This window comes from Modestobacter marinus (assembly GCF_011758655.1).
In the GTDB taxonomy this organism is placed as follows: Bacteria; Actinomycetota; Actinomycetes; order Mycobacteriales; family Geodermatophilaceae; genus Modestobacter; species Modestobacter marinus.
This window is the reverse complement of the sequence record NZ_JAAMPA010000001.1, coordinates 1,064,358-1,080,852: the sequence shown is the minus strand read 5'-3', so window position 1 is coordinate 1,080,852 and position 16,495 is coordinate 1,064,358. Positions and strand designations below refer to the sequence as shown.

Sequence of the window (16,495 nt, the reverse complement as noted above, 5' to 3'; positions counted from 1 at the left end):
GTCAGCCGGGGCTGCCGGCCCGGCGGGCGGTCCGCCTGCCCCGGGCGGGGCCGGCCGTCGGTCGGCCCGGGGGCACGTCGTCGGCCGAGCCGACCGCCGTCCACCAGTCGTGCAGCGGCGGCGGCGCCAGCACGTCGATCCGCTCACCGGGCTGCGGGACGACGACCTGGACGCCGCGCGCCTCGGCGGCGGTGAGCAGGCGCTGCACGGGCTCGGCCCAGCGGTGGAAGGCCAGGTTGAACGTCGCCCAGTGGATCGGCACCAGCACCCGGCCGCCCAGGTCGCCGTGCGCCCGCACGGCCTCCTCCGGGTCCATGTGGATGGCGTGCCAGGCGTCGTTGTAGGCGCCGATGGGCTGCAGCGTCAGGTCGAAGGGGCCGAGGCGGGCGCCGATCCCGGCGAAGGCCGGCGTGTAGCCGGTGTCACCGCCGAAGAACACCCGGTGCCGGGGGCCGGCGACGACCCAGGAGGACCAGAGCGTGGTGTCCCGGGCGAAGAACCGGCCGGAGAAGTGCCGGGCCTCGGTGCAGGTGAGGGTCAGCCCGTCGATCGTCGTCGCGCCGTCCCAGTCCAGCTCGACGATCCGCTCGTCCGGGACGCCCCACCGGCGCAGGTGGGCGCCGATCCCGAGCGGGACGACGAACGGGGCCGACTGCCCGCGCAGCAGTGCCCGCACGGTGGGCAGGTCGAGGTGGTCGTAGTGGTCGTGGCTGATCAGCACGGCGTCGACCGGCGGCAGGCTCTCCACCGGCACCGGCGGCTCGTGCAGGCGGGTCGGGCCGAGCAGCGGGGACGGCGACACCCGCTCGCCCCACACCGGGTCGACCAGCACCCGCCGGCCGTCGACCTCCAGCAGCGCGCTGGAGTGCCCGAACCAGGTGACCGCCAGCGCCGCGGCCTGCTCGGGCACCTCCGGGGTGGTCAGCGGGATGGGACCGCCCGGGAGGCCCTTGTGCCGGTCCTCGTGCCACTGCCGCAGCAGCCCGTCCCGCGCGTTGGCCGGGGCGAGGGCGGGGGAGGGCAGGTTGTTGTGGAACTTCCCGTCGGAGAACTGGGCGGAGCCGGTGACGGTCGGGCGGAGCCGGCGCTGGCTGGCGCCGAGGGCGATCGGCAGGCCCCAGGCGGCGCGGGCGACCCAGCTCACGCCGCCCAGCAGGGCGGTGGCAGCGGTGGCGGTGGCGGCACGGCGGAGGAACGGCACCGTCCCAGCATCCCCCGGATGGCTGTGCGCCCGCCGAGCGAGTCACGGGGACCGAGGGCTCCGGGGGGTCGGCGCCGGTGACGGCCGCCGCCGTGGCCTCCTGCGTCGTCCCTCCGGGTGCTGCGACCCGGCCGTCCGGCATGTGATTGACATCATACGCAGCGCGGATGGAGAGTCCTGCCGATCCGCCGTCCCGATCGACCGCTCGGGACCACCCGCGATTGGAGACCTCGTGCCCGACACCCCGACCACCACCCCCGACCTCGTCGAGCTGCTCAAGGACGCGCCGACCAACTGGGGGAAGTGGGGGCCCGACGACGAGGTGGGCGCGTTGAACTACCTCGGGGCCGAGCAGGTCCTGGCCGCGGTGCGACTGGTCCGGGCCGGCAAGGTGTTCACCCTCCAGCGGCTGATCGGCGACCCGAAGGGCGACCCGGTGTGGCCCGGCCGCACGCCGGCGGAGCGCACCCAGATCCTCGACGAGAGCGACTGGGACGAGGGCGGGAAGGGGGTGGCCTACCCGGGAGGCCTGCACTACGCCGACGACAAGATCAACGCCTTCCTGCAGGGCTCCACGCAGTACGACGCGCTGGGGCACCTCTGGTACGACGGCAAGCTCTGGAACGGCTTCGACGCGCGGACGACGATCGGCGGGCTGGAGAAGGCCAGCGTCGAGCCCATCGCCCAGCGGGGCGTGGTCGGCCGCGCCGTCCTGCTGGACATGGCCCGCTTCCGCGGCAAGGACACCCTCGACAAGGGGGAGACCTTCACCCACGAGGACCTGATGGCCTGCGCGCAGGCCCAGGGCACCCCGATCGAGAAGCGCGACATCCTGATCATCCGGACGAACTTCCTGCAGCTGTTCTTCGAGCAGGGCGAGGCCTTCTACGAGGGGTTCAACGAGCCGGGCCTGGTGTACAGCCCCGAACTCGTGCAGTGGTTCCAGGACATGGAGATCCCCAACCTGGTCACCGACACCATCGCCAACGAGGTCACGACCGACCCCAACAACGGGATCGCCCTCGTGCTGCACAACGCCCTGATGCGGAACCTGGGCGTCACCCTCACCGAGATCACCGACCTGGAGCAGCTGGCCGCCGACTGCGCCGAGGACGGGCAGTACGCGTTCCTCTACGTCGCCGCGCCGCTGAAGGTCGCCAAGGGCAGCGGTTCGCCGGTCAATCCCGTCGTCGTCAAGTAGCCGCCGGCATGAGCGCCTACGACGAGCGCCCCTGGCTGGCGCTGTACGGGGACCAGCCCGCCGACCACACGCTGGAGTTCGACAACGCGCTGGACATGTACCGGGCGGGGCTGGCGCGGGACCCCGCGGGTGTCGCGCTGCGGTACTTCGACGGCAGCATCACCCGCTCGGAGCTGGACGAGCTCAGCGACGGGCTGGCCAGGGGGTTGCTCGCGCACGGCTTCGCCCCCGGTGACCGGCTGGCGGTCTACCTGCAGAACGTCCCGCAGTTCGTCATCGCGATGGTCGCCGCCTGGAAGGCCGGCGGGGTCATGGTGTCGATCAACCCGATGAGTCGGGAACGCGAGCTGTCCTACCTGCTGAAGGACTCCGGGGCCACCGTGCTGGTCGCGCTGGAGGCCTTGTACGACCAGGTCGGCCGGGCGGTCGTCCCCGGGACCGACGTGCGCCTGGTCCTCACGACCAGCGAGCTGGAGTTCCAGACCCGCGCCGACGAACGGTTGTTCGCCGGGATGACCCGCCGGCGCCACGAGGGCACGACCGACTTCAGCGAGTTCATCGCCGAGCACCGGGGCGAGGCGCCGCCGCCGGTCGACCTCGGGCTGGACGACGTCGCGTTCCTGACCTACACGTCGGGGACCACCGGGGTGCCCAAGGGCGCCATGAACACGCACCGGAACGTGGTGTTCACCGCGCAGGTCTACCGCGACTGGGCGCGGGTCGGCCGTGGCAGTGTGGTCTTCGGGTTGGCGCCGCTGTTCCACATCACCGGGCTCATCGGCCACGTCGCGGTGAGCATGCTGGTCCCCACACCGCTCGTCCTCGCGTACCGGTTCGAGCCCCAGGTCGTGCTGGACGCGCTGGTCGAGCACCGGCCCACCTTCACGGTCGGTGCGATCACGGCCTTCCGGGCCCTGCTCAACGCGCCGGGCTTCGACCGGGACCAGTTCCGCTCCTTCACCTCGATCTACTCCGGCGGCGCGGCCATCTCCCCCACGGCCGAGAAGGCGTTCCTGGCCGCGACCGGGACGCAGGTCCACAACGTCTACGGCCTGACCGAGACCACCTCGCCGATGACGATGGCGCCCTTCGGTGCGCCGGCCCCGGTGGACCCCACGTCCGGGGCGCTGTCGGTGGGGGTGCCGATCCCGAACACGATCGTGCGCATCCAGGACGACGACGGGCAGGACCTGCCGCTGGGCGAGGTCGGCGAGATCGTCGCCGACGGGCCGCAGGTGGTCTCCGGCTACTGGGGCAAACCCGACGAGACGGCGGCGAACCTCCCCGGTGGCGCGCTGAAGAGCGGCGACGTCGGCTTCATGAACGCCGAGGGCTGGGTCTTCATCGTCGACCGCAAGAAGGACATGATCAACGCGTCGGGCTACAAGGTCTGGCCGCGGGAGGTCGAGGACGTCCTGGCCGAGCACCCCGCGGTCCGGGAGGCCGCCGTCGTCGGTGTCCCCGACGAGAAGCGCGGTGAGACGGTCAAGGCCTTCGTGAGCGTCACACCGGGTGCGACCGTCACACCGGAGGAGCTCATCGCGCACTGCAAGGAGCGCATGGCTGCCTACAAGTACCCGCGCATCGTCGTCCTCCTGGACGAACTGCCCAAGACCGTCACCGGCAAGATCCTGCGTCGCGAGCTGCGGGGGTAGGTCCGCCGCCTCGGTCCTCGGGGCGGCCCCGTCACAGGCCCGGCCGGGACAGCGGGGAGGCAAGGCCTCCTCGCTGCCCCGACCGGGGCCTGCCCGCTGGGTCAGCCGGCGATAGCGGCCACCGGCGGGGTCTTCGCCGCCCGGCGGGCCGGCAGCACCGAGGCCAGCAGCCCGGCCACGGTGGCGACCAGCACGATCGCGCCGATCTGCAGCCACGGGATGCTGATCACCACCTCGCCGATCTCGCCGAGCGCCGAGGCGGCGCCGACCAGGCCGTAGGTGCCACCGACGAGCACACCGAGCACCGCCGCGACCCCGGCCACCAGGACCGCCTCCCAGGCCAGCAGCGCACGGAGCTGGCGCCGGGTCAGCCCCAGTGCCCGCAGCAGGCCGCTCTCCTGGCGCCGTTCGACCACCGAGAGGGCGAGTGTGTTGCCGACCCCGATCAGGGCGATGAGCACGGCCACGCCGAGCAGCCCGGTCACCACCAGGAGGAGCACGTCGACCACCTGGTCGATGGCGGCCCGCTCGCTCGCCAGCCCGGTGACGAACGCGGTGGGCAGTGCGGTGCCGGCCAGGTCGGTGACCTCGTCGATCGCCGCGTCCTGGTCGATCCCGTCGTCCAGGCGGAGCCACACCGTCTCGACCTGCGCGTCCGGCGTCAGGGCCCGCAGGTCGGCGGCGGCCAGCAGGGGGCGGTCGGTCTCGCCGGCGACGACGGTCAGCGTGCGGGAGCGGTCGCCGGCGGTCAGCGTCAGCGTGTCACCGGGCCGCACGCCCCACTGGTCGACGTCCCACTCGGAGAGGACCACCTGGCCCAGCTGGGGCAGCGTCACGTCGGCCGTGGAGCGCAGTACCGGCAGCGCCTGGTCCGCGTCGACGCCCCGGGCCCAGGTCTCCATGCCGTCCGGCCCGGTGAGGTCGGCGCCGAGGAGCCCGGCGGAGGCGACGACGCCGTCGGCGGACTCCAGCTGGGTCTGCAGCGACGCGGGCACCGGCTCGTCGAAGCTCTCGATGATCACGTCGGTCGGGTAGTTGGCGGCCAGGCCGGCCTGGGCGGTGGCCCGGGTGGAGCTGGCCCCGACGACCATCGCGGTGGTCAGCGTGACGCCGATCAGCAGTGCGGTGGCGGTGGCCGCCGTCCGCCGGGGGTTGCGGGTGGCGTTGCCGGTGGCCAGGCGGGCCGGCAGCCCGCCGAACCGGCCGAGCAGCCGGCCGGCCGCCGCGACGATCGGAGGCACGGCGCGCTGGGCGAGCAGCAGCAGACCCAGCGAGCTGAGCACCCCGCCGCCCAGCGCGACCAGGATGGACGAAGAGACGACGCCCAGCGCCATCAGGGCGATGCCCGGCACGGCGAGCAGCAGGCCGGTCACCAGCCGGGCCACGCCGCCGCGGGAACGCAGCGGCGCCGGGTCGGTCGGGCGCAGCGCGGCCAGCGGGGCGACCCGGGTGGCGGCGCGGGCCGGGGCCAGTGCGGCGACGAGCGTGGTCACCGTGCCGACGGCCACGCCGACGCCGACGGCGTAGAGCGGCACCGAGACCCCGGACAGCGGGATGGGCGAGTCGATGGTGGACACCAGCGCCGAGACGGCCGCGGACAGCCCGATCCCGGCCAGCACACCGATCACCGAGGCGACCAGCCCGGTCAGCACCGCCTCGGCCAGCACGCTGCGGCGCACCTGCCGGGAGGTGGCACCGACGCAGCGCAGCAGGGCCAGGTCACGTGTCCGCTGGGCCAGCAGCACGGCGAAGGTGTTGGCGATGACCAGCCCGGCGACGAGCACCGCGATGGTGGCGAACACCAGCAGGCTGGTGGTGAGCCAGGTGGCGTCGCCGGTCAGTGCCGCGACGGACTCCTCGGCCTGCTCCGTGCCGGTGCGGACGGTCACGTCCTCGCCGGACAGCGTGGCGCGCACCTCGTCGGCCAGCAGCCCGGGGTCGGTCCGGGCGGGGCCGGCGACGCGCAGCTCGGTCGGTTCCAGCGCGCCCCAGGCCTGGGCCTGGTCGGCGGTCACGTAGGCCTTGCCGTAGATGCCGGCGGTGGGGTCACCGCCCAGGTCGACCACGCCGGTCACCGTGGCGTCGACGGTGGTCGCGGCGCCCTCGGCGTCGTAGGTGGTGACCGGGAGGACGTCGCCGACGGCGGCGCCGACGCGCTCGCTGATCGCGATCTCCCCGGGCCGGACCGGGAGCGAGCCGTCGGTCAGCTGCTGCCAGCGCAGTGCCGGGTCGCCGGCCACGGACTCGACCAGCAGGTACTGGGCGCCGGTGCGGCCGGGGGCGACCGCCTGCACGGAGGTCTGCCAGGTGGGGTCGACGGCCTGGACGGCGGTCAGCGCGGTGAGGGCGTCGACGTGCTCGGCCAGCCCGGTGCCGGAGTCGGAGGTGACCACCACGTCGGTGTCGACGTACTGGGCGCCGGCCGCCTCCAGGACGGTGGCCTTGGTGGTCTCGTTGAGCACCAGGGTGGCGACGACGAAGCCGACGGCGATGACGATCGCCAGGGTCGAGGCGACCAGCCGGCCGGCGTGCGCCCGGATGCTCGCCAGTGTCACTGCGCGCATCTCGTCAGGCCCCCAGTCCGCGCAGCGCGTTGATGATCGAGTCGGTGGTCGGCTGGTGGACCTCGCCGGCCAGCCGGCCGTCGGCCAGCAGCACGACCCGGTCGGCGTAGGCGGCGGCCACCGGGTCGTGGGTCACCATGACGACGGTCTGGCCGGTCTCCCGCACGCTGGAGCGCAGCAGGTCCAGCACCTCCGCGCCGGCGTGGCTGTCCAGGTTGCCGGTGGGCTCGTCGGCGAAGACGACGTCGGGCCGGGGGAGCAGCGCCCGGGCCACGGCGACCCGCTGCTGCTGGCCGCCGGAGAGCTCGTGCGGGCGGTGCCGGAGCCGGTCGCGCAGGCCGAGCCGGCCGATGACGGAGTCCATCCAGGCCCGGTCCGGGCGCTGCCCGGCCAGCTGCATCGGCAGCAGGATGTTGTCCTGGGCGTCGAGCACCGGCAGCAGGTTGAACGACTGGAAGACGAAGCCGATCCGCTCGCGGCGCAGCGTGGTGAGCTGGTCGTCGCGCAGGCTGGTCAGCTCGGTCTCGCCGAGCCACACCTGGCCGCTGGTCGCGGCGTCCAGGCCGGCCAGGCAGTGCATGAGGGTCGACTTGCCCGAACCGGACGGGCCCATGATCGCGGTGAACGCGCCGCGCTCGAAGCTGACGTCCACCCCGGCCAGCGCGTGCACCGCCGTCTCGCCGGAGCCGTAGGTCTTGCGCAGGTCGGTGGCGTGGACGGCGGCGGACGCGGTCGCGGCGGGCTCACCCGGGACGGTCATGACGGGGACGGACACTTCGGCCTCCAGGAACGTGGTCTTCGACTGCGATCACGCTCTCCCGCAGCCGGGTCCACCCGCGTCGCCGCAGGGGCTGGTCCCGGCGGAGGCTGTGCTGCCCCTGTGGGCTGACCCCGGCTCATCCCTGGGGGGCACTCCCGCTCCGCGAGGCATCGAGTGATGACCCGTCGACGCCTCCCCGGGCCGGGAGGGGTCGACAGCTCCGCACTCGGCGGACCGGTCCCTGCAGGGGAGGAGGGGGTCAGGCCGGGGCGTCGCGGAGGAGGTCGGCGGGGGCGACCAGGCCGGTGCGGTAGGCCAGGACGACGGCCTGCACGCGGTCCCGGGAGCCGGTCTTGAACAGCACCCGGCCGACGTGGGTCTTCACCGTCGCCTCGCTGACGAACAGCTGCGCGGCGATCTCGGTGTTCGAGGCGCCGTAGGCCATCTGCACCAGCACCTCCCGCTCCCGCGGGGTGAGCTCGGCCAGTGCATCGGGGTCCACCTGGCTGGTCCCGCCCCCGTTGCCGGCCCCGCGCAGGATCGGCGCGACGTGCTGCAGCAGCCGGCGGGTGGAGCTGGCCGCGATCACCGAGTCACCGGCGTGCACGGTGCGCACCGCGGCGAGCATCTCCTCCGGCGGGGCGTCCTTGAGCAGGAAGCCGCTGGCCCCGGCGCCGATCGCGGCGACCACGTACTCGTCGAGGTCGAAGGTGGTGAGCACGACGACGCGGGGCGGCTCGGGCAGCGCCGTCACCAGCTCGGTGGCGGCGATGCCGTCGGTGCCGGGCATCCGCACGTCCATCAGGACGACGTCGGCCGGCGTCCGGCGCAGCAGCTCGACCGCCGCGGCGCCGTCCCCGGCCTCCCCGACCACGGTGAGGTCGGGCTGGGAGTCGATCACCATCCGGAACCCGGCCCGGACCAGCTGCTGGTCGTCGACGAGGACGACGCGGATCTGTCCTGTGCTCATCGGGATGGACCGTAGGGCAGCGACGCGTGCACGCCGAACCCGCCGCCGGTCCGCGGCCCGGCGGTCAGCAGTCCGCCGTGCAGCGCCGCCCGCTCGCGCATGCCCAGCAGGCCCTGCCCCTGCCCGTCGGACTCCACGATCGCCGCCGACGCGCCCCGGCCGTCGTCCAGCACGGCCAGCTCCAGCGCATCGGGCCGCCAGTGCAGCCGCACCCACGCCCGGCCGGCCGGGCCGGCGTGCTTGAGCACGTTGGTCAGCGACTCCTGCACGATCCGGTAGGCGGCCAGCTGCGCGCCGGCCGGCAGCGGCCGCGGGGTGCCCTCGACGACCAGCTCGACGGCCAGGCCGCTGGCCCGGACGTCGGCCACGAGCTGGTCGATCGCGGCGACGTCCGGCTGCGGGGCGAACTCCTGCCCGTCGCCCTCCCGCAGCACCCCCAGCAGCTTCCGCATGTCGGTGAGCGCCTGCCGGCCGGTGGCCGAGATCGCCTCCAGCGCGCCGGTCGCCGCCGCCGGGTCGACCTGCCCGGCGTAGCGGCCGCCGTCGGCCTGGGCGATGACCACCGACAGCGAGTGGGCGACGACGTCGTGCATCTCCCGGGCGATCCGGGCCCGCTCGGTGGACGCCGCCAACCGCATCTCCTGCTCCCGTTCCAGCTCCAGCAGCCGGGCGCGCTCCTCCAGGCCGGCGACCTGCTGCAGCCGGGCCCGGCGCAGGTCGCCCAGTGCCCAGCAGGCCACCACCAGCACGCTGATCATCCCGGCGGCGAACAGGAAGTTGACCCAGGAGCCCCAGCCGAAGTAGACGGCCGAGGCCAGCGCGGCGCCGACCAGCCCGGCGACCAGTCCGGCCCGGCCGGCCCAGCGGGGGGCGTAGGCGGCCAGCGCGTAGATCATCACCGGGGCGGCGATGTTGGCCGGGAGGAAGTAGTCCGGCACGAGCACGAGCTCGAGCAGGCTGACGCCGACGACCACCGCGGCGGCCCGCACCGGTCGGCGCCGTCGCCAGGCCAGCGGGACCAGCAGCGCCAGCGACAGCAGGACCGCGACGAAGGTGGAGCCGGAGTAGCTGATGCCCGAGGAGGCGGTGAGCAGGAAGAGCACCGCGGCCCCGGCGAGGACGGCGTCGACGCCGAAGGGGTGCTGCCGCAGCCACGCGGCCGCACGCTCCAGCAGTGGCTCGTCCGCCGCGGTGGGGCCCCGGGTCTGCGCGTTGTCCACGCGGCGGCGGCGCAGCAGGCCCAGCGCCCAGGCCACGACGACCAGCACCCCGAGGAGCGTCGTGGTGGTGACGGCGAAGGTCAGCGTCGGGGCGTCGAAGAACGTGGCGCCGGCGAGCAGCGCGCCCAGCAGCCCGGCGCCCAGTCCGGCCCGGCCCGCCCACCGGGGACCGTGCACGGTCAGCGCGTAGACCATCATCGGGGCGGCGACGTCGGCGAGCAGCAGCTCGGCGGGGAGCACCACGAGCTGGACCAGACAGACCAGGGCCACCACCGCAGCGGCGGGCACCGGGTGCCTCCGCCGCCAGGCCAGTGGCGCGCACAGTGCCAGCCCCAGCAGGCCGGTCGCCGGGTTCGAGTCGTTGAAGCCGGAGATCCCCGGCACCGGGACCGTGACCAGCGCGACCAGGCAGGCGAGGACGACGTCCACGCCGAAGGGATGGGTCCTGGGCCAGCCCGCCACCCGTTCGAGCAGCGGCTGGTCCATGCTGCCGACCCTAGGCAGCGCGGCGCCCGCCGTCGTCGTCCCGCGGGGTGAACCGCGTGTCCGCCCCCGGGATGAGCCTCCGGCGGGCACCGCATCGCCGAGTGACAGCTCAGCGGGCGATCAGCGGGGCGGGGACCCCGCTGAGCTGTCACTCGACGGGCTCGGGTCTGCGGGGCGACGCGGGGGTGTCGGAGCGCACTGGCAGGGTGCCGGTCGTGTCCTCGCCCCTCGGTCCGGCGTTCTGGCGGCTCTACGCGGCCAGCGCCGCGTCCAACCTCGCCGACGGGGTGAACCGGGTCGCGCTGCCGCTGCTGGCCGCGACCCTCACCCGGGACCCGGTCGCGGTCGCGGCACTGACGTCGCTGGCCTTCCTGCCCTGGCTGCTGTTCGCCCTGCCGGCCGGCGCCTTCGTCGACCGGAGCGACCGCAAGCGCGCGATGGCCGCCGCCAACGTCGTCCGGGCCGCCGCCCTGGCCGCCCTGGCGGCCACGGTGCTCACCGGGACGACGTCGCTCGTCGTCCTCTACACCGTGGCGTTCGCGGTGGGGGTCGCCGAGACCGTGTACGACAGCGCGGCCCGGGCGATGCTGCCTCAGGTCGTGCGCCGCGACCAGCTCGACCGCGGCAACGGGCTGCTCACCACCGCCGAGGAGGCGAGTCAGGGCTTCATCGGCGCCCCGCTGGGCTCGGTGCTCTTCGTCCTCGCGGCGGCCGCGCCGCTGCTCACCACCGCCGGCGGGTTCCTGCTCGCCGCCGTCCTGGTGGTCGGCATCGCCGGCACCCACCGGCCGGCCCGGGGTGAGGGCCCGCCCACGACCATCCGCCGGGACGTCGCCGAGGGCGTGGGCTGGCTGTGGCGGCACCGCTTCCTCCGCGGCCTCACCCTCGTCTCGGCGAGCACCGCGCTCACCTCGTCGATGACCACCGGTGTCTTCGTGCTGTACGCGCTGGACACCGTGGAGATCGGCGCGGCCGGGTACGGCCTGCTGCTGACCGCAGGCGGGGTGGGCGCGGTGCTCGGCGGGCTGACCGCCGCGCCGCTGGCCGACCGGATCGGGCGCACCGCCACGCTGGTCGCCGGGTCCGTGCTGGCCGCGCTGACCCTGGGCGCCATGGCCTTCACGGAGAACGGCGTCGTGGCCGGGGTGCTGTTCGGGGCCGGGACGGTGGGGGTGCTGTTCTGGAACGTGCTCACCATGTCGCTGCGCCAGGCGCTCATCCCCGAGGCGCTGTTCGGCCGCGTGCAGGGTGGCTACCGGACGCTGGTCTGGGGCGGCATCCCGCTGGGCGCGCTCGCCGGCGGTCTGCTGGCCGACGCGACGAGCGTGCCCACCGTGTTCGCGGTGTCCGGCGCCGTCCAGCTGGTGCTCGCCGGGGTGCTCTGGTGGCTGCTCGCCGCGCACCGGGACCTGGTGGCCAACGCCTTCGCCGCCGACGAGGAGCCGGCGGCGTCCTGAGCGTCAGTCGGAGGTGCCCGGGACGTCGACGTGCAGCACGTGCGGACCGGCGCCGTCGGAGCCGTAGCCGGTGTCCAGCTTCAGGTCGCCGTGCGTCAGGCCCCGCTCGGCACACCAGTCGTGCAGCCGGCCGAAGCTCTCGGCGACCTCGGGCAGCGGCCCGTCGTGGACCAGCCGGGCCCAGCGCGCCGCGGGCAGGACCACGGCCGTCATGCCGGCCGGCACCGCCGTGCGCGCGTCGGCGAGCACCCCCACCGTCTCCCGGTAGCGGCCGCCACCCAGGTGCTGGCTGGCCTCGACGTACCCCGTCGCCCCGGGGTCCGGCAGCTCGGCGGTGCGGCTCAGGAGCGCTTGCTAGGCCCTCGGGACCTCGTGCTGAAGCTCGTCGAACGGGGCCTCGAGCTGCACTCCGACCACGCGCAGCTCGGGCAGGTCGGTCAGCTCCGCGGAGGGGGTCGTCACGCCGGCGAACCGTAGCGGCTCACCGCACGACCGTCACGGGAGAGCGTCAGGGGACGACGGTCACGGGCCAGCGGCCGACCCGCACCAGCCGCACCGCCACCGACCCGATCACCCGGTGGCCGGCCTGCTCCGAGGCGCCCACCAGCACCGCGTCCGCCGGCAGCTCGTCGGCGATCCGGGACAGCTCGGTCACCGGGTCGCCCTGCGCGGTGCGCAGCTCCACCCCGATGCCCAGGTGCTCGGTCGCCGCGCGCAGCTCCTGGCGCAGCTCCTCGCCCACCTGCGCAGCGGCGTCCCGGGCGATCGCCTGGGCCTCGGGCACCCAGCCGACCATCGACGGCGGCTCCTCCACGAAGACCGCGACCAGCCGGGAGTGCTGGCGGCGGGCCAGCCCGGCCGCGTAGGCCGCGGCGCGCAGGGACGTCGGAGAGCCGTCCACCCCGACGAGGATCACCCGCGGGCCGTCGGTGCCCCGCTCGAACTGCCCGGCTGCGGCCATCGGCCCATCCTGCGCGCCCGCGGCACGGCACGGTCAGGCGGTGGCGCGCCCCTGCAGTGCCTCGGCCTGGTCGGCGGCCGCGCAGTCGGCGGCGAAGTCGGCCAGTGTCCGGCGGAGCGCCACCCCCAGCCGGTCGGCCCGCAGGTGCAGCTCGTCCCGGGGCAGCAGGGGCAGCCCGGTGCTGCCCCAGCGCGCCAGCAACGCGAGGTCCTCCTCGAGCTCGGCGGCCGCGGACGCCAGCGCCGCGGCGAGGGTGTCGGGGGAGACCGCGCCGCCGGCCTGCCGCACCAGCACGCAGGTGTGCACCCGGGTCGAGTCGGCGTCCTCGGGCTGCAGCAGCCGCACGACCGTGGTCACCGCCCCCGTCGGCAGGTCCTGCTCCCGCCGCAGCAGCTGGAACGGTGCCCGGTGGACCGAGGTCACCCGCCGGGCGCGCAGCGGCTCCTCCTGCACGCCGGAGAACCCGTCCGGATCGTGGGTCACCTCCGGGACGGCCGGCTCCGGCGCCGGGCGCCCGGGCGGCCGGCGGGAGACGTCGAGGAACGCGTCGGCCAGCGCGCCGGCCGACGCGGCGCTGCGGACCGGGGCAAGCCAGCCGGAGGCGGCCAGCGGGTCCGCGGTCTCCGGGACGGCGAGCAGCTCGGCCCGCGGCTCGGCCGGGGCGATCCAGACCAGGCCGAGGTGCTCGACGACGCCCCAGGCAGGGGGATCGGCGTCCAGCGCGCCGTCGGCCCGGCGGTGCACCGTCCAGGTGCGCCCGAGCAACCGGGTCTGCAGGTACCCGCCGGCGCGGAGTCCGGCGGCCGGGGCGACCGGGTGCCAGGCGTGCTCCAGCGCGGGGTGCAGGTTGTCCAGGACCGGTCCGTCCGGCGGTGGCAGGTCGGGCACCGGCTCCGGCGACGGCGTCGTCCCGTTCGTGCGCGGGGGCCGGGGGACGGGCGTGGGGTCGGGGGCCAGCCACACCCAGCCGTCCCGCTCCTCGACCGCCCAGGGGGCGGAGAGGTCGGCCCGCGGGGGCGGGGTGCCGACCGGCCCCAGCGACGGGATCTCCACGCAGCGGCCCTCCGCGTTGAACTCCCAGCCGTGGTAGGCGCACCGCACCCGGCCGTCGACGACGGTGGCGGTGGTCAGCGGCACCAACCGGTGCGGGCAGCGCGCCGACAGGGCGGTCACCTCCGCGCCGGGCCGGGTGCGGAGGACGACGTAGGGCTGCCCGCCCGCGCCCACCTGCCGCGGCGTCGTCCCCACCTCGCTGGAGCGGGCGACGGCGTACCAGCCGGTGCCGGCCGCGGCCCGCCCGTCGGTCCCCGGCGCACCGGTCCGGCAGCTCGTGGTCCCGGAGGGCGTGGTCCTGGAGGAGGCCATGCACCCATGGCACCAGCCGGCCGTTTCCCCGACGTTGCCCCTGCGTGGACTCCAGGCGTCCTCCGAGACGGCTTCGGTAACTATCGGGACACCGTGGCTCCCATTGTGAGCACGGACACCCTAAGGTGACCGCGATCACCCGACAGGCGACACACAGTGAGGTGCCATGTGACACCCCCGAACGAACGCAAGCTGCTGACCCCGGAGGAGTACCGCCAGGCGCAGGAGTCCCCGGAGTTCACCGAGCTGCGTCGCCGGTTCCGCAGCTTCGCCGTGCCGATGACCGTCGCCTTCCTCGTCTGGTACCTGCTGTTCGTCCTGCTCTCCACCTACGCGGCCGACTTCATGTCCACCGAGGTCTTCGGCAACGTCAACCTCGGCATCCTGCTCGGGCTGGGCCAGTTCGTCAGCACCTTCCTGATCACCCAGCTCTACGTGCGGCACGCCAGCAAGAACACCGACCCCATCTCCGACGAGATGCGCACCCGCCTCGAGGCCCACGAGTTCGCCTCGCCCCGGAACGAGGAGACCCCCCGTGGCTGACGTGTTCGCCGCCGAGAGCGCGACGATCGGCGAGCCGGCGATCAACATCTCGATCTTCGGCGCCTTCGTCGTGATCACGCTGTTCATCACCTTCCGCGCCAGCCGGAACAACAAGAGCGCCGCGGACTACTACGCCGCCGGCCGCAACATCACCGGCACCCAGAACGGCCTGGCCATCGCCGGCGACTACCTGTCGGCGGCCTCGTTCCTCGGCATCGCCGGCGCCATCGCCATCTACGGCTACGACGGCTTCCTGTACTCGATCGGCTTCCTCGTCGCCTGGCTGGTGGCGCTGCTGCTGGTCGCGGAGCTGATGCGCAACACGGCCCGCTTCACCATGGCCGACGTCCTGGCCTTCCGGATGCGGCAGGGGCCGGTGCGCACCGCGGCGGCCATCTCCACGCTGTTCGTCTCGCTCTTCTACCTGCTCGCGCAGATGGCCGGTGCCGGTGGCCTGGTCGCCCTGCTCCTGGGGGTGAGCGGCGCCGCGGCCGAGGCCCTGGTCGTGGTCGTCGTCGGCGGGCTGATGATCTTCTACGTGCTGGTCGGCGGCATGCGCGGCACCACGTACGTGCAGATGATCAAGGCGACGCTGCTCATCGCCGGTGCCCTGGTCATGACGATCTGGGTGCTCGCCGAGTACGGCTTCAACCTGTCCTCGCTGATCGGCGGGGCGATCGCCTCCGAGGGGCAGCAGGTCGTGGAGCCCGGCGCCCAGTACGGGCTCTCGGAGGCGACCCGGCTGGACTTCATCAGCCTGGCGCTGGCCCTGGTGCTCGGCACCGCCGGCCTGCCGCACGTGCTGATGCGCTTCTACACCGTGCCCACCGCCAAGGACGCCCGGAAGTCGGTCGTCTGGGCCATCTGGCTGATCGGCGCCTTCTACCTGTTCAGCCTGGTCATCGGCTACGGCGCCGGTGCCCTGGTGGGCTCCGAGCGCATCCTCGCCGCACCCGGCGGGGTCAACGCGGCGGCGCCGCTGCTGGCCTTCGAGCTCGGCGGCACGGTGCTGCTGGGCATCATCGCCGGCGTCGCCTTCGCCACGATCCTCGCGGTCGTCGCCGGGCTGACCATCACCGCGTCGGCGTCCTTCGCCCACGACGTCTACGCCTCGGTGCTCAAGAAGGGCGAGGGGGACCCGAACTCGGAGGTCCGGGTCGCCCGGATCACCGCCGTCGTGATCGGCGCGGTCTCCATCGGCCTGGGCATCCTGGCGCTGCAGGCGGGGATCAACATCGCCTTCCTGGTGGCCCTGGCCTTCGCGGTGGCGGCCTCGGCCAACCTGCCGACGATCCTCTACACGCTCTTCTGGAAGGACTTCACCACCCAGGGCGCGCTGTGGTCGATCTACGGCGGGCTGATCGTCTGCATCGGCCTGATCATCTTCTCGCCGGTCGTGTCGGGCTCGGAGACGGCGATGTTCTCCAACTTCGACATCGCCTGGTTCCCGCTGCGCAACCCCGGCCTGGTCTCCATCCCGCTGTCCTTCTTCCTCGGCTGGCTGGGGACGAAGGTCTCCAAGGAGAAGCCGGACATCGACAAGTACGCCGAGCTCGAGGTCCGGTCGCTGACCGGCATCGGCGCGGAGAAGGCGGTCGCGCACTGATGAAGGACCTGGCTGCCCCCCACGACTCGCAAGCTCGCCGTGGGCCCCTGCAGCCAGGCCGTGGCGGAGCCGGGTGGAACTGACCTGGTCTCAGCGGACTGAGTGAGGCGCGAGGCGCGTCCCCGGTGGGGGCGCGCCTCGCGTCGTGCCCGGGTGCCTCAGGCGGCAGCCGGTGCGGGAGCCGGCTCGTCCCGGGAGTTGCCGGGCAGGACGGCGGGGTCGGGCAGGACGGTGTCGACGGCGACCGTGGCCGCGCCGAGCGCACCGGCGGCGGAGCGGCGACGGCGGACGACGGAGCGGCTGACCAGCCCGCCCAGCACCACGCACCCGGCGAGCACGTGCTGCCCGGGGGCGAGGAGGGCGACGGCGATCGCCGCGGCGTAGAGCACCGACAGCAGCACCGTGGCGACCGGCAGCCGGCCGGGGAGGCGCAGGGCCGGCAGGGCGGGGGCGGAGAGGTGGGGGGTGGGGACGGACAGGTGCACGGCGGGACCTCCGGGGAGGGG

General features: G+C 74.4%; 14 protein-coding genes. 5 read left to right on the top strand and 9 right to left on the bottom strand.

Annotation, left to right across the window (positions count from 1 at the left end):
* Position 1: 1 nt before the first annotated feature.
* Positions 2 to 1,201 carry an MBL fold metallo-hydrolase gene (locus FB380_RS05030; RefSeq protein ID WP_166754120.1) on the bottom strand — a complete coding sequence of 400 codons (1,200 nt, stop codon included), beginning with the start codon at positions 1,199 to 1,201 and terminating at the stop codon, positions 2 to 4.
* Positions 1,202 to 1,433: 232 nt separating this feature from the next.
* Here FB380_RS05030 and FB380_RS05025 point away from each other — a divergent pair, with 232 nt between their 5' ends.
* Positions 1,434 to 2,402 carry a cyclase family protein gene (locus FB380_RS05025; protein ID WP_166754119.1) on the top strand — a complete coding sequence of 323 codons (969 nt, stop codon included), beginning with the start codon at positions 1,434 to 1,436 and terminating at the stop codon, positions 2,400 to 2,402.
* Between the two features lie 8 nt (positions 2,403 to 2,410).
* Entirely contained in the window at positions 2,411 to 4,057 is a 1,647-nt protein-coding gene (locus FB380_RS05020) for a class I adenylate-forming enzyme family protein (protein ID WP_166754118.1), read from the top strand.
* Positions 4,058 to 4,158: 101 nt separating this feature from the next.
* Here the strand turns inward: FB380_RS05020 and FB380_RS05015 are convergent, their stop codons facing one another.
* The 4 genes from FB380_RS05015 to FB380_RS05000 form a co-directional block, all read right to left on the bottom strand.
* A complete protein-coding gene (locus tag FB380_RS05015) occupies positions 4,159 to 6,621 on the bottom strand; it encodes an ABC transporter permease (protein ID WP_166754117.1) in 2,463 nt (820 codons plus the stop codon).
* Positions 6,622 to 6,625: 4 nt separating this feature from the next.
* A complete protein-coding gene (locus FB380_RS05010) occupies positions 6,626 to 7,396 on the bottom strand; it encodes an ABC transporter ATP-binding protein (protein ID WP_229681989.1) in 771 nt (256 codons plus the stop codon).
* A gap of 244 nt (positions 7,397 to 7,640) precedes the next feature.
* The gene (locus FB380_RS05005; RefSeq protein WP_166754116.1) at positions 7,641 to 8,351 is read right to left on the bottom strand and encodes a response regulator transcription factor; all 711 of its coding nucleotides are present in this window, start codon (positions 8,349 to 8,351) and stop codon (positions 7,641 to 7,643) included.
* The gene (locus FB380_RS05000) at positions 8,348 to 10,057 is read right to left on the bottom strand and encodes a sensor histidine kinase (protein WP_229681988.1); all 1,710 of its coding nucleotides are present in this window, start codon (positions 10,055 to 10,057) and stop codon (positions 8,348 to 8,350) included. Before FB380_RS05000 ends, FB380_RS05005 begins: the two co-directional genes overlap by 4 nt.
* 215 nt (positions 10,058 to 10,272) lie before the next feature.
* Here FB380_RS05000 and FB380_RS04995 point away from each other — a divergent pair, with 215 nt between their 5' ends.
* The gene (locus FB380_RS04995) at positions 10,273 to 11,514 is read left to right on the top strand and encodes an MFS transporter (RefSeq protein ID WP_166754115.1); all 1,242 of its coding nucleotides are present in this window, start codon (positions 10,273 to 10,275) and stop codon (positions 11,512 to 11,514) included.
* A gap of 3 nt (positions 11,515 to 11,517) precedes the next feature.
* Here FB380_RS04995 and FB380_RS04990 read toward each other — a convergent pair whose 3' ends face one another.
* From FB380_RS04990 to FB380_RS04980, 3 genes are all read right to left on the bottom strand, one after another.
* Entirely contained in the window at positions 11,518 to 11,796 is a 279-nt protein-coding gene (locus FB380_RS04990; protein ID WP_268237733.1) for a GyrI-like domain-containing protein, read from the bottom strand.
* A gap of 226 nt (positions 11,797 to 12,022) precedes the next feature.
* Positions 12,023 to 12,475 carry a universal stress protein gene (locus FB380_RS04985; protein WP_166754113.1) on the bottom strand — a complete coding sequence of 151 codons (453 nt, stop codon included), beginning with the start codon at positions 12,473 to 12,475 and terminating at the stop codon, positions 12,023 to 12,025.
* A gap of 33 nt (positions 12,476 to 12,508) precedes the next feature.
* Positions 12,509 to 13,840: a Rieske 2Fe-2S domain-containing protein gene (locus FB380_RS04980; protein WP_166754112.1), complete on the bottom strand. Its 1,332-nt coding sequence runs from the start codon at positions 13,838 to 13,840 to the stop codon at positions 12,509 to 12,511.
* A 168-nt stretch (positions 13,841 to 14,008) separates the two neighbouring features.
* Between FB380_RS04980 and FB380_RS04975 the strand changes: the two genes are divergently transcribed.
* Together FB380_RS04975 and FB380_RS04970 are read left to right on the top strand one after the other, a co-directional pair.
* Complete coding sequence (locus FB380_RS04975) at positions 14,009 to 14,383, top strand: DUF485 domain-containing protein (protein WP_166754111.1); 375 nt, start codon at positions 14,009 to 14,011, stop codon at positions 14,381 to 14,383.
* Positions 14,376 to 15,989 carry a solute symporter family protein gene (locus FB380_RS04970; RefSeq protein WP_166754110.1) on the top strand — a complete coding sequence of 538 codons (1,614 nt, stop codon included), beginning with the start codon at positions 14,376 to 14,378 and terminating at the stop codon, positions 15,987 to 15,989. The genes FB380_RS04975 and FB380_RS04970 overlap by 8 nt, the downstream gene beginning before the upstream one ends.
* A 158-nt stretch (positions 15,990 to 16,147) precedes the next feature.
* Here FB380_RS04970 and FB380_RS04965 read toward each other — a convergent pair whose 3' ends face one another.
* On the bottom strand, positions 16,148 to 16,474 hold the full coding sequence (locus FB380_RS04965) for a hypothetical protein (RefSeq protein ID WP_229681987.1): 327 nt from the start codon (positions 16,472 to 16,474) through the stop codon (positions 16,148 to 16,150).
* Positions 16,475 to 16,495: the final 21 nt, after the last annotated feature.